The following is a 20,949-nucleotide window of genomic DNA, read 5'->3' on the forward strand; positions in this document are numbered from 1 at the left end:
ACGATCATGACGGATATCCTCCCTCAACACTGGATGTTCCGGCATGGCAACCCCTTCGCTGACCGCCTCCACCGCCTCCGTCACCAACGATCCCAAACCGCGCCTGGACAAAAAACCGGGCCTGGTGACGGTGATCATTTTCTTCGCCGTACTCGCCATGGGCCTGTTGTTCACCGCCTACAGCCTGATGCACGACATGCACGAGCTGGGCACGGTGGTCACCACCTGGACGCCGTTCCTGCTGCTGGGCGTGGCGCTGTTGATCGCCCTGGGCTTCGAGTTCGTCAACGGCTTCCACGACACCGCCAACGCGGTGGCCACGGTGATTTACACCAACTCATTGCCACCGCATTTCGCGGTGGTGTGGTCGGGCTTTTTCAACTTCCTCGGCGTGCTGCTATCCAGCGGCGCGGTGGCGTTCGGCATCATCGCCCTGCTGCCGGTAGAGCTGATTTTGCAGGTGGGCTCCTCCGCCGGCTTTGCGATGATCTTCGCGCTGTTGATCGCCGCGATCCTGTGGAACCTCGGCACCTGGTGGCTGGGGTTGCCGGCGTCGTCGTCCCACACCTTGATCGGCTCGATCATCGGCGTGGGCGTGGCCAACGCACTGATGCATGGCCGCGACGGCACCAGCGGTGTGGACTGGGGCCAGGCGATCAAGATCGGTTATGCGCTGCTGCTGTCGCCGCTGATCGGCTTCGCCTTCGCTGCCCTGCTGTTGCTGGCGCTGCGGGCCTTCGTGAAAAATCGCTCGCTGTACAAAGCGCCGAAAGGCGATACCCCGCCGCCTTGGTGGATTCGCGGCATGCTGATCGCCACCTGCACCGGTGTGTCGTTCGCCCATGGTTCCAACGATGGCCAGAAGGGCATGGGCCTGATCATGTTGATCCTGGTGGGCACCCTACCGATGGCCTACGCGTTGAACCGCACCATGCCGGCCGGTGAGTCGTTGCAGTTTGCCGCGGTGGCCGAAGTCACCCAGGCCGCCCTGGTAAAAGCGGCGCCGCAACTGGCCCCCGCCGACTCTCGCGGCACCTTGTCGACCTACGTACGCACCAAGGAAGCCACCCCGGAACTGGTGCCCGCCCTGGCGGCCATCACCGGGCATATCGGTGAGGAAGTGAAGAGCTACGGCTCCCTCGCCGCCGTACCGGCCGAGGCCGTGGGCAACGTGCGTAACGACATGTACCTGACCAGCGAAACCATCCGCCTGATGGACAAGGGCAAGGTCGGCAACTTCGACGCCGACACCCAGAACAAGCTGCAACTGTTCAAGCAACAGATCGACAACGCCACACGGTTTATCCCGCTGTGGGTCAAGATCGCCGTGGCCATCGCCCTCGGGCTCGGCACCATGGTCGGCTGGAAACGTATCGTGGTGACCGTGGGCGAGAAGATCGGCAAGACTCACCTGACCTACGCCCAGGGCGCATCCGCCGAGATGGTGGCGATGCTGACCATCGGCGCGGCAGACATGTATGGCTTGCCGGTGTCCACCACCCATGTGTTGTCGTCGGGTGTGGCCGGGACCATGGTGGCGAACGGCGGTGGCTTGCAGATGAAGACCATCCGCAACTTGCTGATGGCCTGGGTGCTGACCTTGCCGGCGGCGATTCTGTTGTCGGGCAGCCTGTACTGGCTATTTACCAAATTGTTCTGACACAACCCGATAAAAATGTGGGAGCGGGCTTGCCTGCGATAGCGGTGGTGACTGATACACCGCTATCGCAGGCAAGCCAGCTCCCACAGGGGTTCGGCGGCGTTCTCAGGTATTAAACAACCCACCCATCAGCTTCAACCGCTTCTTGTACACCCGCCGCGCCTCCAACGCTTCCTCCAGCGTCACCGCCACAAACCCCGCCCGCTGGTTCGGTTGCATCTGCCCGATCAGATCCAGGTCGGCACTGATCACCGTGCCAATCATCGCGTAGCCCCCGCCCGACACCGCGTCCCGGTGCAGCACGATCGGCTCCAGGCCCGCCGGCACCTGGATCGAACCGATGGGGTAGCAACTGTCGACGATGTTCGACGGATCGGACCCGGCGCCAAACGGCTGTTCGCGTGGCTGAAAGCTCAAGGCATTGCCGCCCTTGAAGCGATAGCCGATGCGGTCGGCCTCCGACCCCACCGTCCAGGGCTCGGCAAAAAAGCTGCTTTTGGCGGCGGGCGTCAGGCGCTCGTAGTACAGCCCCGGCACCACCCGCAGGGTCACGTCCCCACCCACCGATTGGCGCAACGCCATGGGCAAACTGTTCCCCGCCCGGCCTTTGCCGCTGGCTTCGCCCACGGGCAGTTCATCACCCTCCACCAGCCGCCGCCCGTGAAACCCGCCCAACGCACCCAGGGTGTAAGTGGACCGGCTGCCCAATACCAGCGGCACATCAATGCCACCGGCCACCGCCAGGTAAGTCCGCGCGCCGGCCCTGGGAAATTCAAAGCGCAGCACTTGCCCGGCCCGCACTTCAAACGCGGTGTCCTGATGCACCACTACGCCGTCCAGGCGCGGCGACATCAGCGCCCCGCACAACGCCACCAGGGCATCCTGCTGAAACTCCAGCTCCGGCCCGATCAACGTGCATTCCAGCCCGGCAGCGCCGATGGGGTTGCCCACCAGGTGGTTGGCCGCGCTCAACGCGTATTGGTCCAGGGCGCCGGATGGCGGGATGCCGAGGTGGTAATAACCTTCGCGGCCAAGATCCTGCACGGAGGTGGCGAGGCCGGGTTTGAGTACCTTGATCATGCCAGCGCCTCCTGCAAGGTTTTCGGGTAGCCGATGGGGTCGGCGAGAAAGGCGTCGAGGGAAAACTCCACCGGGCGGATGCGCAGGTCGAAGCGCCCTGCGTCCACTTCTGCCACGGCCAGGTCATAGGCGTCGCGGTCCATGGGTTTGAACTGCACGATGTCGCCGGGGCGGAAGAACACCATGTGCTCTTTCAGGTAAGCCAGTTGCTGTTGCGGGTCGTAGATCGGCGCCGGGGTGACGCCGAACATCTGGTAACCGCCGGCGCCGCGTACCGAATAGATACAGCCAAAGCAGCCGCCATGGCCGAGGGTCAATTTCGGCGTGTCGGTGCGTGGGCGCAGGTACTTGGGCACCTGCAACTGCCGCTCGCGCTCCACCATCTGGAACATGAACGGCAAGCCCGCCACAAACCCCACCATCGAGACAAACCACGGCGCGCCACTGTGGGCCGCGATAAACGCGTCCACATCCGCCAGGCCGTTGATCCGCGCTGCGTATTCCAGGTCGGTGCCGGTCGGGTCCTGATGACGGTCGCGAAAGCGCATCAGGGTTTCATGGGTCCAGGGGTCGTTGTACAGCACCGGGATTTCGATGATGCGGGTGTGCAAGGTACGTTCGGCCACGGCCTGGGCTTCTGCGCTTTGTACCGCGTCGAGCAGCACGTGGGGCGCGATGCGGTCCGGGTCGAAACGAATCTGGAACGAGGCATTTGCCAGGCAGACGTCCAGCACACCGTCCAGGGCCAGGCGCTCCACCGCACGGGTGACGGCCATGCCCTTGAAGAAAGCCTCCAGGGACATGCTCTCGCTGACCTCGGCAAACAGGTGTTCATCACCGCCAAAGCTGTAGCGGATCGGGGAAGATTCAGCCATGTCTGTTCCTCTTGGAATCATTGTAGAAAGGCAGGCAAAAAATCAATCAGACCCGGTGTCTGGGCACCGGTGTCGGTCAGCGGGGTGTGCGCACTTCGATGCCCGCCTGATCCAGCGCTTCACGGGTGGCTTCCACCAGTTCAAGGGCGCCGGGGGTGTCGCTGTGCAGGCAGATGGAATCGAATTCGATAAACAGGTCTTCGCCTTCCACCGTACGTACCAGCCCGGTCTGGCAAGCCCGTAGTACGCGCGCCGCAACCGTCGCCGGATCCAGCGCCCGCACATTGCGGGTAAACACGATGGAGCCGGTGAGATCGTACTCACGGTCGGCATAAAACTCCCGCACCACCGGCTGGCCGAGTTCCTTGGCGATACGCCAGATCACCGAATTCGGCATGCAATACAGCAGCAGCGTGGGCTCCAGCCGTTGCAGGTTTTCCACCAGCAACCGCGCCGCTTCTTCATCCCGCGCCAGGTGCATATACAGCGCGCCGTGGGGCTTGATGTGTTGCAGCGTGAGGCCCTGCACCCGGGCGATTTCCCGCAGGGCGCCGAGTTGATAGAGCATGTCGTCCACCAGCTCCTGGGCCGGGGCGTTGATATGGCGTCGGCCGAAACCTACGAGGTCGCGAAAACCCGGGTGCGCGCCAATCGCCACGCCCAACTGCTTGGCGCGTTCGACGGTACGGCGCATGGTGCCCGGGTCGCCGGCGTGAAAGCCGGTGGCGATGTTGGCCGAGCTGATGTAGGCCATCAGTTCACTGTCGACGCCATCGCCGATGGTCCAGGGGCCGAAGCCTTCGCCCATGTCCGAATTGAAATCCACTGCCTGCATCGGGGTCGCTCCGTTGAAGTTCTTGCGATGGAAATTAGGCTGCCCCTTGACCCCTTGGGAAGATCTATTATCAGATGGCCAATCTTCTGAAAATCAGATACCCGATACTGATCGTTCCTACGCTCCGCGTGGGAATGCCGCCCTGGACGCTCGGCGTCCGCCTTTAAAATCGTGACGCAGAGCGTCACAGGATGCGTTCCCACGCAGAGCGTGGGAACGAGCGGAGAAACCATGTCCCTGACCCTGCGCCAAATCCGCTACTTCGTCGCCACCGCCGAAATCGGCCAGATCTCCCAGGCGGCGATTCACCTGAACATCTCCCAATCGGCGGTGACCACCGCGATCAAGGAGCTGGAAGCGATGCTCGGCGCGCAGCTATTCGTGCGCTCGGCCCAGGGCATGAGCCTGACCGACGCCGGGCGGCATTTCCTCAACCGGGCGTATGTGATTGTGCGCAGCGTCGACGATGCCCTGAACAGCCCGCTGCCGGACTACCGCGCCAGCGGCGTATTGCGGGTGGCCGCCAGCTACACCGTGCTCGGTTACTTCCTGCCGCACCACTTGCAGCGCATGGAACACTGGCACCCGGACGTGACCATCGAGGTCTTCGAACAGGAACGCCAGGCCATCGAACACGGCCTGCTTAACGGCCAGTTCGACATGGCCGTGGTGCTCACCGCCAACCTCACCCACGCGGATATCGTCTCGGAAATCCTCTTCAACTCCGAACGCCGCCTGTGGCTGCCCAGCCATCACCCGTTGTGCGAACGCCCCGCCGTGAGCCTCGCCGATGTGGCCAGGGAGCCGTACATTTTCCTCACCGTCGACGAAGCCGAACAAAGCGCCATGCGCTACTGGGAACAGGCCGGGCAAACCCCCACGGTGCGGCTGCGCACCAGTTCGGTGGAGGCAGTGCGCAGCATGGTCGCCAACGGCAGCGGCGTGGCGATCTTGTCAGACCTGGTGCATCGCCCGTGGTCACTGGAAGGCAAACGCATCGAAACCGTGAGCGTCACCGACAAGGTCACGCCCATGAGCGTCGGCCTGGCCTGGCACCGCGAGCGCGATTTCACTCCGGCGATGCAGGCGTTTCGGGATTACTTCCATGATGCATTCCTGGCGCCGCAGCAGTTGTCTGCCCGGCGTTGAAAGCAGCCTGCAAGGTGGCGGCCAGCCAATCCATGAACACCCGCACCCGCAGCGGCAAATGCCGTTGGCCGGCGTACAGCAGGGACACGTCCAGTGCCGGCGCCGGATAGTCCGCCAGCACCGCCACCAACTCGCCGCTGGCCAGTTGATCGTGAATGCCCAGGGCGGGCACCTGGGTCAGGCCAAAGCCACCGATGCACGCCGCCCGGTAAGCGTCGGTGCTGTTGACCGTGACGCGCCCGGCCATGGGAATCCGCTGCACCTTGTTGCCTTGTACGTATTCAAACCCTGGGGAACGTGAGCCCAGCGGGCGTACGTAATGCACCAGTTGATGGTGAGCCAAATCAGCGAGCGTCCTGGGTACGCCGTGGCGCTTCAGGTACGCAGCACTGGCGCAGTTGATCATCGGCATGCTGCACAACAAGCGGGCTACCACCGACTGGTCCGGCTGCGCACCGACGCGCAAGACGCAGTCGAAACCTTCCGCCAGCAAATCAACCTGGCGGTCGGTGCTGCTGATTTCCAGCTCGATCAGCGGGTGCAGGTCCATGAACTCGGGCAGGCGCGGCAGGATCAATTCCCGGGCCATGACATTGGGCATGTCCACCCGAATGCGCCCCGCCAGCTGCGCTTCATCCTGGCGAAACAAGCCTTCCAGCTCTTCCATGTGCGACAGCAAATCCTTGCTGCGCTCATACAGCACGCGCCCGTCCTGGGTCGCCTGGACCTTGCGCGTGGTGCGCTGCAACAGGCGCGCGCCCAGCAACTCTTCCAGTGCCTGCACATGCTCGGAAACCGTGGAGCGCGGCAAGCCCAGGCTTTCGCCCGCCTGGGTGAAACTCGACAGTTCGGTGACGCGCACGAAGGTACGCAGCAACTCTAGTTTGTTCATGGGATTGTTCGCCTTATCCGGCCAGTGATTCCGGCATAGCTCTGTTTATCACGTTATGGCCGGACAAATACACTCAGTCCCACGAACCATCACACGCTCGAGGACTTCACCATGACCCGTAAAATCGCACTCATCACCGGCGCCAGCCGCGGCCTGGGCAAAAGCGCTGCGCTGCACCTGGCGGCACAAGGCGTCGACATTATCGGTACCTATAACAGCGCGGCGGACGAAGCCCAGGCCGTGGTCGCCCAAGTCGAAGCGCTGGGCGGCAAGGCGGCCATGCTGCAACTGGACGTCAGCCAGAGTTCCACCTTCGAGGCGTTCACCGCCCAGGTCGGCTCGGTATTGAAGGACGTGTTCGGCCAGGCGCACTTCAACTTCCTGATCAACAACGCCGGGATCGGCGCCCACGCCAGCTTCGCCGACACCACCGAAGCGCAGTTCGACCAACTGGTGGCGATCCACTTCAAGGGCCCGTTTTTCCTGACCCAGAAACTGCTGCCGCTGATCAGTGACGGTGGCCGCATCATCAATATCTCCAGCGGCCTGGCGCGCTTCAGCCTGCCGGGTTATTCGGCCTACGCCTCGATGAAAGGCGCGGTGGAAGTGCTGACCCGCTACCAGGCCAAGGAACTGGGTGCCCGTGGCATCACCGTCAACACCCTGGCCCCCGGCGCGATTGCCACCGACTTCAGCGGCGGCGTGGTGCGCGACAATCCGGGCGTGAACGCGATGGTCGCCAACAACACCGCCCTCGGTCGCGCAGGCTTGCCGGATGATATCGGCGGGGCGATTTCCACCCTGCTGGCCGACGGCAGCAACTGGATCACCGGGCAACGGGTCGAGGCCTCGGGCGGGATGTTTCTGTAACGCGCTCGGATTCTCCGCTAGCATCAATGCTTTCGGATACCTGACAGGCAATCACCCATGAGTTTTGATCCTGGACTGGCCGGCGGCATGGGCGTACTGGCCGCCGTGGTCGACAGCGGCAGTTTCGCCCGCGCCGCCGACAGCCTGGAGATGACGCCTTCGGGGGTCAGCCGGGCTATTTCGCGGCTGGAAAAACGCTTGGGCATCCGCCTGTTCGACCGCACTACCCGCTCGGTGCAATTGACCGACGAAGGTCGGCGTTTCTACCAGGAAATCGCCCCGCTGCTGGCCGGCCTGGAAGAAGCCGCCAGCTCGGCGGCCGACAGCGCCCTGACGGTTCGCGGGCGGTTGCGGGTGAACATCGACCCGTACTTTTCGCGGCTGGTGCTGGGGCCGGTGCTGGGTGAATTCATGAGCCAATACCCGCAGCTGCAGTTGGACCTGCACACGCGGGATCAACTCGGGGACCTGGTGGCGGATGGCTTTGACCTGGCCATCCGTTTTGGCATTCCGCAATCGTCCTCGCTGATCGCCCGCAAGCTGATGGAAGTGCGGGTGCTGACGTTGGCCTCGCCAGCTTATCTCGAGCGGCATGGTCGCCCTTCACACCCCAAGGACCTGGAAGACGGCCAGCACGTGTGCATCGACTTTCGCGACTCCCAGACCGGCCGGCCGTTTGGCTGGGAATTCCACCGGCCGGGCGAGCAGGTCAACATCGCCACCAGCGGGCGGCTGGTGGTCAACGATGCCGGGACCTTGTACAGCGTGTGCGAACACGGCCATGCAGTGGCGCAAATGCTCGACCTTGGGCTGGCACCGGCGCTGAAATCCGGCGCGTTGATCGAGTTGTTTCCCGACTGGCCCGACGAGCGTTTCCCGTTGTATGCCTTCTACCCGTCGCGGCATTTGCCGGCGGCCAAGGTGCGGGCATTCCTCGATTTTGTGGCCGCCCTACAACCCCTGTAGGAGCTGGCTTGCCGGCGATGACGTATCCAAAATCGCCATCGCCGGCAAGCCGGACTCCTACGCGGTGCGCATCCGTTTCTGCATAATCCGCTCCCGCGCGGCGTCATACGCCCAGTGATACACGTAGGTGTATGGCAGGAAAAACAGCAACACGCCGATGTCGAGGATAAACGCCTGCATCAGGCTGATGTTCAGCCACCAGGCAATCAACGGCACACAGATCGCCACCAGCCCGCCTTCAAACATCAACGCATGCAGCACGCGGGTCCACACCCCGCCGGACAGTTGCAGGCGCGCCTTGAGACGGTCGAACAGGCCGTTGAAAATCACGTTCCAGGCCAGTGCCATAAGGCTGATGGCCAAGGTCACGACGCCCATCTCCAGGGCCGGTTTATCCATGATCCACGCCAGCAGCGGTGTACAGATCAACAAGGCCAAACCTTCAAAACCAATGGCCTGCCAAACGCGTTCAGTAATCGACTTAGTGGGTGTCATGACCCGTTCTCCGTGAGTGACGATGGTTGCCATCATTACCCTTTGACTCGATACTTCATAACCAGTAACCATCGATCAAGGCGATAGTCATGGCATCCCACGAAGTGCTTCAGGCGTTTGTGCAGGCGGCGACCCACGGTTCGTTTTCAGCGGCGGCGCGCAAGCTGGGCAAGAGCCAGTCCACCGTCAGCGCGGCGGTGGCCAGCCTGGAGATTGACCTGGATGTGGTGCTGTTTGATCGCAGCAGCCGCAAGCCGACGCTGACCCCGGCCGGGCATGTGCTGCTGCAACGCGCCGAGCAGGTGCTGGAAGCCAGCAGCCGCCTGGAGTTGGCGGCCAGCCAGTTGTCCCAGGGGTTGGAGCCGAAGTTGAGTATCGCGATGTCCGATACGTACCAGTCGGACCGTTTCGAAACCGCCCTCAGCGCCTTCGAGCAGCGCTACCCGGACCTGGAGCTGGAATGCCTGATCGCCGAATGCGAGGACTTGATTGCCCTGGTGCAAAGTGGCCGGGCGCAGATTGCGTTTATCGAGATGCAGGAGGTTTACCCGCCGGACCTCACCAGCACCACCGTGGAAGAGCGCACGGAAATCGCGCTGTTTGTCTCACCCAGACATCCGCTGGCAAACCTTAAGGACATCGATCAGCAAACCCTGGAGCAACACCGCGAACTGCGCCTGGCGAGCATCATCAACCCGAATGAAACCCGGGGCCTGGGGCGTGTGTGGTCGGCCCCCAGTTACCTGATGCTGATGGAAATGGCGCAGCTGGGCTTTGGCTGGGCGCCGCTGCCGCGCTGGCTGGTGGAACGCTTTGGCGGCGACCACCTGTGTGAAATCAAGGCCCGAAGTTGGCCGCGCTCGGTGGCGGTGGACGCGTTGTGGTCACGCCAGCATCCGCCCGGCCCGGCCGGCAGTTGGCTGCTGGGCAAGATGCTGGAATAACGGCGGAACACACTATTCGCAACGATGAAGATCAAATGTGGGAGCTGGCTTGCCTGCGATAGCGGTGTGTCAGTCACCACCGCTATCGCAGGCAAGCCAGCTCCCACATTGAATTTGCGGTGAATTCAAAGGCGCCGTCAGGCGGCTTCAATCTGCGGCGGGCGGTTGTTCTGGAAATACTCATGCAAGGCCCGCAACGCCGGCAACTCCAGGGCCTGGGCGGCAAAGCACAAGCCCACCCGTAGCGTGGGTGCCGGCAGGTGCCAGGGGCGAATCACCACTCCGGCCCGCTCCGCCGCCAGCGACTGCGGCAACATCGCCACGCCCACACCGGCCGCCACCATGTGCAATGCCTGGGTCAACGAACCGGCATGCCCGGCCACCGCCTGGGGCGAACGGCCGTACAAGGCCATCAGCCGTTGGTGGGAATCATGCTGCGGGCAGGTGATCCAGTCTTCGATCGGCGCCCAGGCCTGCTCCTTGCCGCCCGCCGCCATCGGGTGCGCAATCGGCAGTGCCATCACGTAGGACTCTTCCCAAAGCGGCAGGAATAATTCGTCCTCGCAGCACATTTCCTCTACCGCCAGGCGCCCTTCTCCTTCGCAGCCTTCCTGCAAGGTCAGCAGCAAACCCGGCAGGCCCTGGTGCGCCATGCGCAGGAAGGTTTCTATCTGGCTGTCGGCAATATCGCCTTCCACACCCAGTTCCAGGGCGATGCGGTTTTCGCGCCCGCGAAACAGTCGGCTCAACGCATCGGCCTCGGCCACCATGCGCCGGGCTTGCGGGTACAGCACCCGCGCCTCGTCACTGACCTCGACCCCACGAGGCTGGCGCAGAAACAGCGCCACGCCCAGTTCTTCTTCCAGTTGCTTGATAGTCACCGACAACGTCGGCTGGCTGATGAACAGGCGCTGGGCGGCGGCGGTGATATTGCGTTCCTCGAATACCGCGAGAAACGCCTTGAGATGACGCACATCCATAGTTAATACCGATGACAGACAGAGGAATAAGGCATTTTTCAGCCAGCCGAGGGCTAAATATACTGCGCTCCACGTTCAGTTATTTGTTTTTCTTATTTCAGGAGTTCCACCATGAGCAAGCCATTGATCATCATTACCGGCGCCAGTTCGGGCATTGGCGAAGCGACTGCGCGCTTGCTGTCGGCCGCCGGCCACCCGCTGTTGCTGCTGGCCCGCCGCATCGACCGGCTGAATGCGCTGGAGTTGCCGAACACCTTGTGTCGCGGTGTCGACATCACCGATCGCGCTGCGCTGGTGGCGGCGGTGAAGGAAGCTGAAGCGCAATTCGGCCCGGCCGATGCACTCATCAACAATGCCGGCGTGATGCTGCTGGGCGCGGTCAGCGAACAGGACCCGGCACAGTGGGAGCAGATGCTCGACGTCAACGTAAAGGGCCTGCTGAACGGCATCCATGCGGTGGCCGGCAGCATGGTCGAGCGCAAGGGTGGCACCATCATCAACGTCAGCTCGGTAGCCGGGCGCAAGACCTTCCCCAACCACGTCGCCTATGTAGGCACCAAGTTCGCCGTGCATGGAATTTCGGAAAACCTGCGGGAAGAAATGTCGCCGCACAATGTGCGTGTGATCACCATTGCGCCGGGCGCGGTGGAAACCGAATTGCTGAGCCACACCACCGACGAAGCCATCAAGACCGGCTACCAGGCGTGGAAACAGGACATGGGCGGCACCGTGCTGAGCGCCGATGATGTGGCTTCGGCGATTGCCTATGCCTACCAGCAGCCGCAGCATGTGTGCATTCGCGAGATCGTGTTGGCGGCGACGCGTCAGCAGCCGTAACTCATTCATCAAGACAACATCGAACAAATGTGGGAGCGGGCTTGCTCGCGAATGCGGTGGATCAGTCACTGAAATGTTGACTGACACACCGCATTCGCGAGCAAGCCCGCTCCCACATTTGGATCTCCGGCGCCTGCACTATTTGAGTTCGGCCAATCGCCGCTCGATAAAGCGCTTTTCGGGCACTTGCTGGGTCAATGCCAGCGCCCGTTCAAACGCTCGCCGCGCGTCCTCCACTCGCCCCAATCGCCGACAAAACTCGCCACGCGCCGAGTACGCCAGGTGATAGTCCACCAACTCCCCCCGCGCCAGAATGCCGTCCACCAATTGCAAACCGGCCTGCGCCCCATCGCGCATCGCAACGGCCACCGCGCGATTCAGCTCGATCACCGGCGATGGCATCGCTCCAAGCAACACGTCATACAGCCCGACGATCTGCGGCCAATCAGTCTCATCGGCGCTCACGGCTTCAGCGTGTACCGCCGCAATCGCTGCTTGCAGGCTGTAGGGCCCGAAGCGGCGTGTGGTCAGGGATTTCTCCACCTGGGCGCATCCTTCAGCAATCAACGACGCATCCCACAGCGAACGGTCCTGCTCATCCAGCAGCACCAATTCGCCACCCGCCGAGGTGCGTGCCGGGCGCCGGGATTGGTGGAGCAACATCAGCGCCAGCAAGCCCATCACTTCCGGTTCCGGCAACAACTCCATCAGCAAGCGGCCCAGGCGAATCGCTTCGCGGGTCAGGTCTTCACGGGTCAGGTCGGCGCCCATGGACGCCGAATAGCCTTCGTTGAACACCAGGTAAATCACCCGCAGCACACTGTCCAGGCGCTCGGGCAACTCCGCCAGGGATGGCACCTGATAGGGGATCTTCGCTTCGCGGATCTTGCCCTTGGCCCGCACGATGCGCTGGGCGATGCTAGTGGGCGTGGCGAGAAACGCCCGGGCGATTTCCTCGGTGGTGAGGTCGCAGATCTCACGCAAGGTCAGCGCCGCCTGGGCATCCGCCGCCAGCGCCGGGTGGCAGCAGGTGAAGATCAGGCGCAGGCGGTCGTCTTCCACGTCTTCAACGCTCCAATCTGCCGCTTCCAGCGCATCGGCTTGCGCCTGCAACAACGGGGTAAAACGCGCCTGGCGACGTAAACGGTCGATGGCCTTGAAGCGCCCGGTCGAGACCAGCCAGGCCCGGGGGTTATCCGGCACACCATCCTGCCCCCAGCGCTCGACTGCGACGAAGAACGCCTCGTGCAAGGCTTCTTCAGCCAGGTCGAAATCGCCAAGCAAGCGAATCAGGGTCGCCAGGATGCGCCGCGATTCGCTGCGATAAACCGCTTCAACCCGGGCCTGCACCGTCAATCGTGCAGGCCTTCGGTCACCAGCGTCACCAGCCGGTCGAGGCTCTGCCCCCAGCCTTCGTGAAAGCCCATGGCTTCGTGGGCCTGCTTGGTCTCGGCGCTCCAGTGCATGGCGCGGGCGGTGTACAGGGTCTTGCCGTCGACATCTTCAAAGGTGACTTCGGCGGTCATGAATGGCTGGCCCGAAGGGATCCAGCCGGGGGTGAAGGCGTCGGTAAACACCAGCCGACTGGGGGCGGTAATCTCCAGGAATACGCCCTGGGTCGGGTATTCGCTGCCGTCCGGCGCGCGCATCAGCGTGCGAAATTGCCCACCCACCCAAAGGTCCATTTCGCACTCGGGAGTGGTCATGCCGTGTGGGCCCCACCACTGCTGCAACAAGGCCGGCTCGGTCCAGGCGCGAAACACGCGGCTGCGAGGGGCATCAATCAAGCGACTGATGGACAGTTCAAATTCGGCGGGTTTGGGTTGAATGCTCATGGGAAACCTCCTGGGTTTTATTGTTGTGATCAGAGATTCAATTCACGCACGGGGCGCACTTCCACACTGCCGACCCGGGCGGCCGGTATGCCGCCGGCCACCTGGATCGCTTCATTCAGGTCCTTGGCTTCGATCAGATAAAACCCGGCGAGCTGCTCCTTGGTTTCGGCAAACGGCCCGTCGGTGATCGACAACTTGCCATTGCGCATGCGCACGGTGGTGGCGGTGCTCACCGACTCCAGCGGTTCGGCGGCGAGCATGCGCCCGCTGGCCTGCACGGACTGGCCATAGGCGAAACATTCCGGGTCCTTGGGGCTGTCGGGCGAATCGTGCAGCACCTGTTCGTTGCTATAGATCAGGCAGAGGTATTTCATGGGATTCTCCGTTTTCGGACAACTGACTATAGTTCGCGGCGCTCAAGGTTTCAGGTCGAACAGACCGGCGCCGGTTTCCATGTCGAACGGTGCCGACCAATGTTCATGCACCACTTTCCACTCGCCGCCAACGCGCTGGTAGCCGGCGCTGACGCGCATCCAGCAGGTCTTGAGTACGCCGTCGGGCCCGGTGCCGCCACAGTGCGCGAGCCAGTGGGCAAAGGCGCTGTTATCGCCGGCGACGATACGCATCTCATGGAAGTCAAAGACCCCAGGGCCCGGGCAGAACTCCATGCACGCCTTCCAGTGCGCCTGATAGGCGGTCTTGCCCTTGAACTGCAGGGCGCTGACGGCGTCGAACGCGACGATATCGTCGGCGTAAAAGCTGACAATCTTCTCGACATCCTTGGCGGTGACCGCCTGTTTCCATTGTTCGATCAAGCTGCTGATTGCGGTGCTCATGGCAATACTCCTTGCGGGAAAAATCACGGAAGACACCCTTAGTCGACTGAGCCCCGGGCCAATCGACAGTCCCGCAAAAAATAATTGCGACTACCGCAAACCCGCTAGAATCCGCGCTTCTATGTAGGATTTCGGATGCTACGCCGATGGAAACCCGCCTCGTCGCCTATCAGACGTTGACTGCCCTGCAACAACAGCAACTCAACGCCCTGGAAGTGCATCCCGAACAACTGGTTTTTTCCGGCGATATCTACTGTGCGCTGAACACCCTGCTGGTCAATCCGAACCCTGGCGTGGCAGGCTTTGCGTTACTCGCCGACGAGATTCCCGTGGCCTTCCTGCTGCTCAAACGCCCACCCTGCCTGCCCCATTGGGCGGATGAACACAGCGCCACGCTGCATGCGTTGCAAGTCGATCGCCATCAGCAAGGCCTGGGGTTTGGCAAAGCCTGCCTGCAAGCCCTCCCCGCCGCCGCGCGCCTGGTTTGGCCGCAGATCAAGGCGCTGGAGCTGTCGGTGGACACGGACAATGTGGCGGCGATGGGGCTGTATTTGCAGCAGGGTTGGGTGGACAGCGGGGAGGCGTATAAGGGGCGGATTGGGTATGAGCGCCGGTTGGCGTGGGTGTTTTAAACAATAAGGAGCTGGTGAAGATGCTAACAACCCTGGAACAACTCGAATCCCTCTACGGCCTGCCCCACGAACGGGCCGTGCGCAAGGAAATCCCGTTTCTCAACGAGGATTACCAGGCCATGGTCCGCGCGTCACCCTTGGTGGTGGTGAGTTCATCCGGCCCGGACGGCATCGACGGTTCGCCCCGTGGCGACGTGCCAGGTTTTGTACGAATCATCGACGAGCGCACGTTGGCGATTCCGGATCGGCCGGGGAATAACCGCCTCGACACCCTGCGCAATCTGGTGGTGGACCCACGTATAGCGTTGCTGTTCATCATCCCGGGCATTGGCGAGACGTTGCGGGTCAATGGCCGGGCGCAGATTTCCATCGAGCCTGGGTTGCTGGAGAGCTTTGCGGTAAATGGCAAAGCGGCCCGTTCGGTGATTCTGGTGCAGGTGGAGGCGGCATATTTCCATTGCTCCAAAGCCTTTGTGCGCTCCGATTGCTGGAACCCGGAAAAGCACTTGGATCGCTCGGCACTGCCCTCCGCCGGGGCGTTTCACAAGCGCTTGAATGATGGAGCGTTCGACGCCGAAGCCTATGACCGCGAGATGCCGGAGCGGGTCAAGGCCACGCTGTATTGAGAGGCCATTGCAGGAGCGAACGTGCTCGCTCCTGCCGGTGGCGCGGTCAGGCGGATTCGGCGTTGATCGGGATCCAGATTTCCACGGAGCCCGTGCCTTTACCCACATCGAAATCGGCGCTGTAGCGCTCAAAATCAGCCCCGACCACCTTGTACCCGGAGGCCGGCAGCCATTCGAACATGATGCGTTCATAGGTCTGCGCCAGCGCCTGCACCGGGCCAAAATGCGGGAACACGGCATAGCGATGGGCCGGGATTTCAATCGACTGGAAGTTGCTCGGTACATCGCCCTTGGTCGGCACCTCGATGCCCGCCAGGTAGTCGAATTCACCGTGTTTGGCGTTGTGGCACACGCCGTAGGTCACGCCGCCAACGCGCTTTTTAATGTCTTTGAAACAGGTGTCGAACAACGCCCACAACTTGGGGATATCGCCAATCGTGGCCTTCAAATAATGCCCTTCCACACCCGCGATCACCAGGGCCTTACCCTCTTCCATGCGCGGCTGTAACGGCAGTTTTGTCTGTTGATCCATCTGAACAGTCTCCTTCTTATGAGGGAACAAACCCGCGTCGAGTATAGGGGCATATCCCCGTCGCACTCCAAGCAGAAATTTTTCCCACAGCATCTGGACAATTGGCCATCATCGACCGTATTGTCTGCCCCGCAGGCCACCGCAGTGGCCGACGTCGCTCGGACGGTTCCGGGCGCTTACGTATTTCGAGGCAACCATGGCCGAACCCCGTTCGCCGCGCCGCTTTGCGCGCATAGATCGACTCCCCCCTTACGTGTTCAATATCACTGCCGAGCTGAAGATGGCTGCGCGTCGGCGCGGCGAAGACATCATTGACTTGAGCATGGGTAACCCTGACGGCGCCACGCCTCCGCACATCGTGGAAAAAATGGTCACCGTCGCCCAGCGTGAAGACACCCACGGCTACTCCACTTCCAAAGGCATTCCGCGGCTGCGCCGGGCGATTTCGCGCTGGTACAAAGACCGCTACGAAGTGGACATCGACCCGGAAACCGAAGCCATCGTGACCATCGGTTCCAAGGAAGGCCTGGCGCACTTGATGCTGGCCACCCTGGACCAGGGCGACACGGTGCTGGTGCCCAACCCCAGCTACCCGATTCACATCTACGGTGCCGTGATTGCCGGCGCCCAGGTGCGTTCGGTGCCGCTGATTCCGGGGGTGGACTTCTTCGCTGAACTGGAACGTGCGATTCGTGGCTCGATCCCCAAGCCGAAGATGATGATCCTCGGCTTCCCGTCCAACCCCACCGCACAGTGCGTGGAACTGGACTTCTTCGAACGGGTGATCGCCCTGGCCAAGCAGTACGACGTGCTGGTGGTGCATGACCTGGCCTACGCCGACATCGTCTACGACGGCTGGAAAGCTCCGTCGATCATGCAAGTGCCGGGCGCCAAGGACATCGCGGTGGAGTTTTTCACCCTGTCCAAGAGCTACAACATGGCCGGCTGGCGCATTGGTTTTATGGTGGGCAACCCGGAACTGGTCAACGCCCTGGCGCGGATCAAGAGCTACCACGACTACGGCACCTTCACCCCGCTGCAAGTCGCGGCGATTGCGGCGCTGGAAGGCGATCAGCAGTGCGTGAAGGACATTGCCGAGCAGTACCGCCAGCGCCGTAACGTGCTGGTGAAAGGCCTGCATGAGCTGGGCTGGATGGTCGAGAACCCGAAGGCGTCGATGTACGTCTGGGCGAAGATTCCCGAGGCGTATGCCGCGATGGGCTCGCTGGAGTTTGCCAAGAAGCTGCTGCTTGAGGCGAAGGTGTGTGTGTCGCCGGGGATTGGCTTTGGTGAGTATGGCGACGACCACGTGCGCTTTGCACTGATCGAAAACCAGGACCGGATTCGCCAGGCGGTACGGGGCATCCGGGCGATGTTCCGGGCGGATGGGCTGGTCAAGAAAGCTGACGCCTGACCCGATCCAACGGCAGGAATGATCGTTCCCACGCTCTGCGTGGGAATGCCGCCTTGGACGCTCTGCGTCCGCTTGTGACGCGGAGCGTCACAGGATGCGTTCCCACGCGGAGCGTGGGAACGATCACTTACCGCCTAGACCACCAGCGACAGCAACATGATAAAGCCCAACGCCACCACCGACAGGATGGTCTCCATCGCCGTCCAGGTCTTGAACGTCTCGGCCACGGTCATATTGAAGTACTGCTTCACCAGCCAGAACCCCGCATCGTTGACGTGAGACAGCACCAGCGAGCCCGCCCCCGTCGCCAATACCAGCAACTCGCGGTTCACCCCCGGGATCATTCCCACCACCGGCACCACAATGCCGGCACCGGTAATGGTCGCCACGGTGGCAGAACCGGTAGCCACACGAATCACCGCCGCCACCAGCCAGGCCAGCAGGATCGGGTTGATCTGCGCGGTCACCGCCATATGGCCGATCACATCACCTACGCCGCTGGTCACCAGCATCTGCTTGAAGCCACCACCGGCGCCGATGATCAGGATGATCGCAGCCGTCGGCGCCAGGCTGGCGTCGAGCAGCTTGAGGATTTGCTTGGAGCCAATGCCCTGGCGATGGCCAAAGGTGTACAGCGACAACAGCAAGGCCAGCAGCAAGGCGGTGATCGGGTGACCGATCATGTCCATCCAGTTGCGGATCACATGGCCGTCCGGCAGGGCGACGTCGGCGAAGGTTTTCAGCAGCATCAGGAACACCGGCAGCAGCACGGTGATCAGGGTGATGCTGAAGCTCGGCAGGGTCTTGGATTCCGGTTGCTCACTGGCCAGTTGGTCTACCAGTTCCTGGGACGGGTTGCCCGGAATGTACTTGGCGATAAACGAACCGTAGAGCGGGCCGGCGATGATCGCCGTAGGCAGCGCGACGATCAGGCCGTAGAGAATGGTCTTGCCGATGTCGGCACCGAACACGCCGATCGCCAGCAGAGGGCCCGGGTGCGGTGGCACCAGGCCGTGTACCGCCGACAGGCCGGCCAGCAGCGGGATGCCGATCTTGATCAGCGACACACCGGTACGGCGCGCGACGATAAACACCAGCGGGATCAGCAACACAAAACCGATCTCGAAGAACAGCGGAATGCCCACCAGGAACGCGGCGAACATCATTGCCCACTGCACCTTCTCCTTGCCGAAGGCCCGCACCAGGGTTTGCGCGATCTGATCGGCACCGCCGGAATCGGCCATCATCTTGCCGAGCATCGTACCCAGCGCGAGGATAATCCCGACAAAGCCGAGCACCCCGCCGAAGCCGTCCTGGAAGGCCTTGATGATCTTGTCCACGGGCATGCCCGAGGTCAGGCCGAGAAAGCCTGCGGCGATGATCAGCGCAATGAACGGGTGGACTTTGAACCGGGTGATCAACACGATCAGGCCGATGATGGTCACCACTGCATCGAGCAGCAGATAGGTATCGTGGGACAAGCCAAACATGGGGGTCTCTCCTGTTTGTTGTTGTTATTAAAGCCGGTAAAAAATTCAGTGCAGGCGGACAGCGCTATCTTGTCCGGCAAAAAATTATTTGTTTGGTTCAAAGCCGTGTTCGAGCCACCAGGCATTGGTTTGCTCGGCCAGTTCTTCGACGCTGTCTACGCTGGCGTTGAGGGCCAGGGTCAACGGCTCGCCCACCGGGGATTCCAGGGTGGCGAACTGGCTGTCGATCAGGCTGGCCGGCATGAAATGGCCGGGGCGATGGGATACACGGTCGGCGGCGACTTCGCGGGTCAGCTCCAGAAACACAAACCCCAGGCCCGGCGCGGCTTCGCGCAGGTGGTCGCGGTATTTCTTCTTCAGGGCCGAACAGGTGAGCACCGGATGCTCGCCGGCCTTGAGCGAGCGGCGCAGCTCATCGCACAGGATGTCGAGCCAGCCGGCGCGGTCTTCGTCGTTAAGGGGATGGCCGGCGCTCATCTTCTCGATGTTCGCGGCGGGGTGAAAGCTGTCGCCTTCGATGGCAGTGGCGCCGTTCAGCAGGCACAGGGCCTCGCTGACGCTGGACTTGCCACAGCCGGAAACACCCATGATCACGAGGGCAGTAACAGGTTGACTCATGAAACACCTCAAGACGCAGATAGCGCTACCTTTGCACGCTGTAAGGCTAGTGCAAAAACAGGCTTTTCCCGCGCCGTCTTGTCATTTTTATGGAGTGACGCGTGCATCTGCTCCAAAGGTTTGAACGGGAACAGGCATCCCGACGTTCAAGAATTTGCAGGGTCTTGGAGACAGCGCTACCTTAGTGCCTCGATTTTTGTTTGGCAAGCCGCCTGATGACTCCCAAGAACGATAAAAATACCCGCACCACGGGCCGCCCTACCCTCAATGAAGTGGCCCGCCTGGCTGGCGTGAGCCCGATTACCGCCTCCCGGGCCTTGCGCGGCATCAGCACCGTGGCCACCGAACTGGTGGAAAAAGTGCAAAAAGCCGCCGCCGAACTGAGCTACGTGGTCAACCCGGCCGCCCGTGCCCTGGCATCTGCCCAGAGCCAGTCGGTGGTGGTGTTGGTGCCGTCGCTGTCCAACCTGCTGTTTATCGAAACCCTGGAAGCCATCCACCAGGTGCTGCGGCCCAAGGGCTTTGAAGTGCTGATCGGCAACACCCACTATTCCCGTGACGAAGAAGAAGACCTGCTGCGCAACTACATGGCCTACCAGCCACGGGGGTTGCTGCTGACCGGGTTTGACCGTACGGAAAGCGCCCGGCGCATGGTGGAATCGAGCAATGTGCCGTGTGTGTACATGATGGACCTGGACCCGGGCGCCGGACTGAACTGCGTAGGATTCTCGCAGTTGAACGCCGGGGAAACAGCGGCGGCGCATTTGATCTCACGGGGTCGCAAGCGCCTGGCCTACATTGGCGCGCAATTGGACCAGCGGACTTTGCTGCGCGGCGAAGGCTTTCGCCGGGCGTTGCAACAGGCGGGGTTGTATGACCCTGCGCTGGAAGTGTTGACGCCAAGGCCATCGTCGCTGGGCCTGGGTGGTGAATTGTTCCTGCAGTTGCTGGCCAGCCATCCGGATGTGGACGCGATCTTCTTTGGCAACGACGACCTGGCTCAAGGTGCGCTGCTGGAAGCGCTGCGCCATGGCATCAAGGTGCCGGAGCAGATCTCGGTGCTGGGCTTCAATGACCTGCCGTCTTCCTCGTTCATGGTGCCGCGTTTGAGCAGCATCAGCACCCCGCGCGAAGCCATTGGCCGGCGGGCAGCCGAGCATTTGTTGACGGTGATGGCCGGCAACAAGATCGCCCGGCCGGTGGTGGACATGGGGTTTGAGTTGAAGGTGCGCGAGAGTACCTAGGCCGGCCCCGTATACGGCCATCGGTAAAACGCTCCACGCTAGCCCTTGCGATTATGAAAATCCACTGTGACTTCTGACAGTATACGAACCTGTGAAAGGCTCATTTAATCAAGCAACTATCCAGCAATAAGAGATAGCA

The 20,949-nt window shown here is 62.1% G+C and carries 23 protein-coding genes; 10 read left to right on the forward strand and 13 right to left on the reverse strand.

What is annotated here, in order from left to right; translation table 11 throughout:
• The first annotated feature begins 43 nt into the window (after positions 1 to 43).
• Positions 44 to 1,660 carry an inorganic phosphate transporter gene (locus QF039_RS21170; RefSeq protein WP_307520513.1) on the forward strand — a complete coding sequence of 539 codons (1,617 nt, stop codon included), beginning with the start codon at positions 44 to 46 and terminating at the stop codon, positions 1,658 to 1,660.
• Between the two features lie 105 nt (positions 1,661 to 1,765).
• Here the strand turns inward: QF039_RS21170 and QF039_RS21175 are convergent, their stop codons facing one another.
• The 3 genes from QF039_RS21175 to QF039_RS21185 form a co-directional block, all read right to left on the reverse strand.
• Positions 1,766 to 2,740 (reverse strand): biotin-dependent carboxyltransferase family protein, encoded by a 975-nt coding sequence (locus QF039_RS21175; RefSeq protein ID WP_307520515.1) that lies wholly within the window; start codon positions 2,738 to 2,740, stop codon positions 1,766 to 1,768.
• Entirely contained in the window at positions 2,737 to 3,615 is an 879-nt protein-coding gene (locus QF039_RS21180) for an allophanate hydrolase subunit 1 (protein WP_008432967.1), read from the reverse strand. Before QF039_RS21180 ends, QF039_RS21175 begins: the two co-directional genes overlap by 4 nt.
• A gap of 76 nt (positions 3,616 to 3,691) precedes the next feature.
• On the reverse strand, positions 3,692 to 4,450 hold the full coding sequence (locus tag QF039_RS21185) for a 5-oxoprolinase subunit PxpA (RefSeq protein WP_003211441.1): 759 nt from the start codon (positions 4,448 to 4,450) through the stop codon (positions 3,692 to 3,694).
• Positions 4,451 to 4,681: 231 nt separating this feature from the next.
• Between QF039_RS21185 and QF039_RS21190 the strand changes: the two genes are divergently transcribed.
• On the forward strand, positions 4,682 to 5,599 hold the full coding sequence (locus QF039_RS21190) for a LysR family transcriptional regulator (RefSeq protein WP_177019369.1): 918 nt from the start codon (positions 4,682 to 4,684) through the stop codon (positions 5,597 to 5,599).
• On the opposite strand, the gene QF039_RS21195 is transcribed toward QF039_RS21190, so the two are convergent.
• On the reverse strand, positions 5,520 to 6,491 hold the full coding sequence (locus QF039_RS21195; RefSeq protein WP_177048382.1) for a LysR family transcriptional regulator: 972 nt from the start codon (positions 6,489 to 6,491) through the stop codon (positions 5,520 to 5,522). The genes QF039_RS21190 and QF039_RS21195 overlap by 80 nt on opposite strands.
• 111 nt (positions 6,492 to 6,602) lie before the next feature.
• On the opposite strand from QF039_RS21195, the gene QF039_RS21200 reads away from it, so the two are divergent.
• A complete protein-coding gene (locus tag QF039_RS21200) occupies positions 6,603 to 7,361 on the forward strand; it encodes an SDR family NAD(P)-dependent oxidoreductase (RefSeq protein WP_307520520.1) in 759 nt (252 codons plus the stop codon).
• Positions 7,362 to 7,418: 57 nt separating this feature from the next.
• Entirely contained in the window at positions 7,419 to 8,327 is a 909-nt protein-coding gene (locus tag QF039_RS21205; protein ID WP_003211434.1) for a LysR family transcriptional regulator, read from the forward strand.
• 57 nt (positions 8,328 to 8,384) lie between these two features.
• Here QF039_RS21205 and QF039_RS21210 read toward each other — a convergent pair whose 3' ends face one another.
• Positions 8,385 to 8,822 carry a multidrug/biocide efflux PACE transporter gene (locus QF039_RS21210; protein WP_087693157.1) on the reverse strand — a complete coding sequence of 146 codons (438 nt, stop codon included), beginning with the start codon at positions 8,820 to 8,822 and terminating at the stop codon, positions 8,385 to 8,387.
• Positions 8,823 to 8,911: 89 nt separating this feature from the next.
• Here QF039_RS21210 and QF039_RS21215 point away from each other — a divergent pair, with 89 nt between their 5' ends.
• The gene (locus tag QF039_RS21215; RefSeq protein ID WP_307520526.1) at positions 8,912 to 9,766 is read left to right on the forward strand and encodes a LysR family transcriptional regulator; all 855 of its coding nucleotides are present in this window, start codon (positions 8,912 to 8,914) and stop codon (positions 9,764 to 9,766) included.
• 137 nt (positions 9,767 to 9,903) lie between these two features.
• Here QF039_RS21215 and QF039_RS21220 read toward each other — a convergent pair whose 3' ends face one another.
• The gene (locus QF039_RS21220; protein WP_307520527.1) at positions 9,904 to 10,746 is read right to left on the reverse strand and encodes a LysR family transcriptional regulator; all 843 of its coding nucleotides are present in this window, start codon (positions 10,744 to 10,746) and stop codon (positions 9,904 to 9,906) included.
• A 111-nt stretch (positions 10,747 to 10,857) separates the two neighbouring features.
• Between QF039_RS21220 and QF039_RS21225 the strand changes: the two genes are divergently transcribed.
• Complete coding sequence (locus QF039_RS21225; protein ID WP_178904005.1) at positions 10,858 to 11,583, forward strand: SDR family oxidoreductase; 726 nt, start codon at positions 10,858 to 10,860, stop codon at positions 11,581 to 11,583.
• A gap of 138 nt (positions 11,584 to 11,721) precedes the next feature.
• Here the strand turns inward: QF039_RS21225 and QF039_RS21230 are convergent, their stop codons facing one another.
• The 4 genes from QF039_RS21230 to QF039_RS21245 are packed head-to-tail and all read right to left on the reverse strand — an operon-like array spanning position 11,722 to position 14,254.
• Positions 11,722 to 12,933 (reverse strand): RNA polymerase sigma factor, encoded by a 1,212-nt coding sequence (locus QF039_RS21230; protein WP_307523008.1) that lies wholly within the window; start codon positions 12,931 to 12,933, stop codon positions 11,722 to 11,724.
• 2 nt (positions 12,934 to 12,935) lie between these two features.
• The gene (locus QF039_RS21235) at positions 12,936 to 13,418 is read right to left on the reverse strand and encodes an SRPBCC family protein (protein ID WP_307520531.1); all 483 of its coding nucleotides are present in this window, start codon (positions 13,416 to 13,418) and stop codon (positions 12,936 to 12,938) included.
• Positions 13,419 to 13,447: 29 nt separating this feature from the next.
• On the reverse strand, positions 13,448 to 13,792 hold the full coding sequence (locus tag QF039_RS21240) for a YciI family protein (RefSeq protein ID WP_003213107.1): 345 nt from the start codon (positions 13,790 to 13,792) through the stop codon (positions 13,448 to 13,450).
• Between the two features lie 42 nt (positions 13,793 to 13,834).
• The gene (locus QF039_RS21245) at positions 13,835 to 14,254 is read right to left on the reverse strand and encodes a nuclear transport factor 2 family protein (RefSeq protein WP_134327201.1); all 420 of its coding nucleotides are present in this window, start codon (positions 14,252 to 14,254) and stop codon (positions 13,835 to 13,837) included.
• A gap of 146 nt (positions 14,255 to 14,400) precedes the next feature.
• On the opposite strand from QF039_RS21245, the gene QF039_RS21250 reads away from it, so the two are divergent.
• Together QF039_RS21250 and QF039_RS21255 are read left to right on the forward strand one after the other, a co-directional pair.
• Positions 14,401 to 14,886, forward strand: coding sequence for an N-acetyltransferase (locus QF039_RS21250; RefSeq protein WP_177067309.1), 486 nt, complete (start codon positions 14,401 to 14,403; stop codon positions 14,884 to 14,886).
• A gap of 20 nt (positions 14,887 to 14,906) precedes the next feature.
• Complete coding sequence (locus QF039_RS21255) at positions 14,907 to 15,512, forward strand: pyridoxamine 5'-phosphate oxidase family protein (RefSeq protein WP_177048371.1); 606 nt, start codon at positions 14,907 to 14,909, stop codon at positions 15,510 to 15,512.
• Positions 15,513 to 15,558: 46 nt separating this feature from the next.
• Here QF039_RS21255 and QF039_RS21260 read toward each other — a convergent pair whose 3' ends face one another.
• Complete coding sequence (locus QF039_RS21260; protein WP_307520537.1) at positions 15,559 to 16,044, reverse strand: GyrI-like domain-containing protein; 486 nt, start codon at positions 16,042 to 16,044, stop codon at positions 15,559 to 15,561.
• 196 nt (positions 16,045 to 16,240) lie between these two features.
• Between QF039_RS21260 and alaC the strand changes: the two genes are divergently transcribed.
• The gene (alaC, locus tag QF039_RS21265) at positions 16,241 to 17,458 is read left to right on the forward strand and encodes an alanine transaminase (protein WP_003213096.1); all 1,218 of its coding nucleotides are present in this window, start codon (positions 16,241 to 16,243) and stop codon (positions 17,456 to 17,458) included.
• Between the two features lie 134 nt (positions 17,459 to 17,592).
• On the opposite strand, the gene QF039_RS21270 is transcribed toward alaC, so the two are convergent.
• Both QF039_RS21270 and QF039_RS21275 read right to left on the reverse strand, forming a co-directional pair.
• On the reverse strand, positions 17,593 to 18,948 hold the full coding sequence (locus QF039_RS21270) for a GntP family permease (protein WP_008431626.1): 1,356 nt from the start codon (positions 18,946 to 18,948) through the stop codon (positions 17,593 to 17,595).
• Between the two features lie 84 nt (positions 18,949 to 19,032).
• Complete coding sequence (locus QF039_RS21275) at positions 19,033 to 19,566, reverse strand: gluconokinase (protein ID WP_008431624.1); 534 nt, start codon at positions 19,564 to 19,566, stop codon at positions 19,033 to 19,035.
• A gap of 212 nt (positions 19,567 to 19,778) precedes the next feature.
• On the opposite strand from QF039_RS21275, the gene QF039_RS21280 reads away from it, so the two are divergent.
• Positions 19,779 to 20,810, forward strand: a complete 1,032-nt coding sequence (locus tag QF039_RS21280) for a LacI family DNA-binding transcriptional regulator (protein ID WP_167665540.1) — start codon at positions 19,779 to 19,781, stop codon at positions 20,808 to 20,810.
• The last annotated feature ends 139 nt before the right edge of the window (positions 20,811 to 20,949 follow it).

Source organism: Pseudomonas sp. W2I6 (genome assembly GCF_030815935.1).
GTDB lineage: Bacteria > Pseudomonadota > Gammaproteobacteria > Pseudomonadales > Pseudomonadaceae > Aquipseudomonas.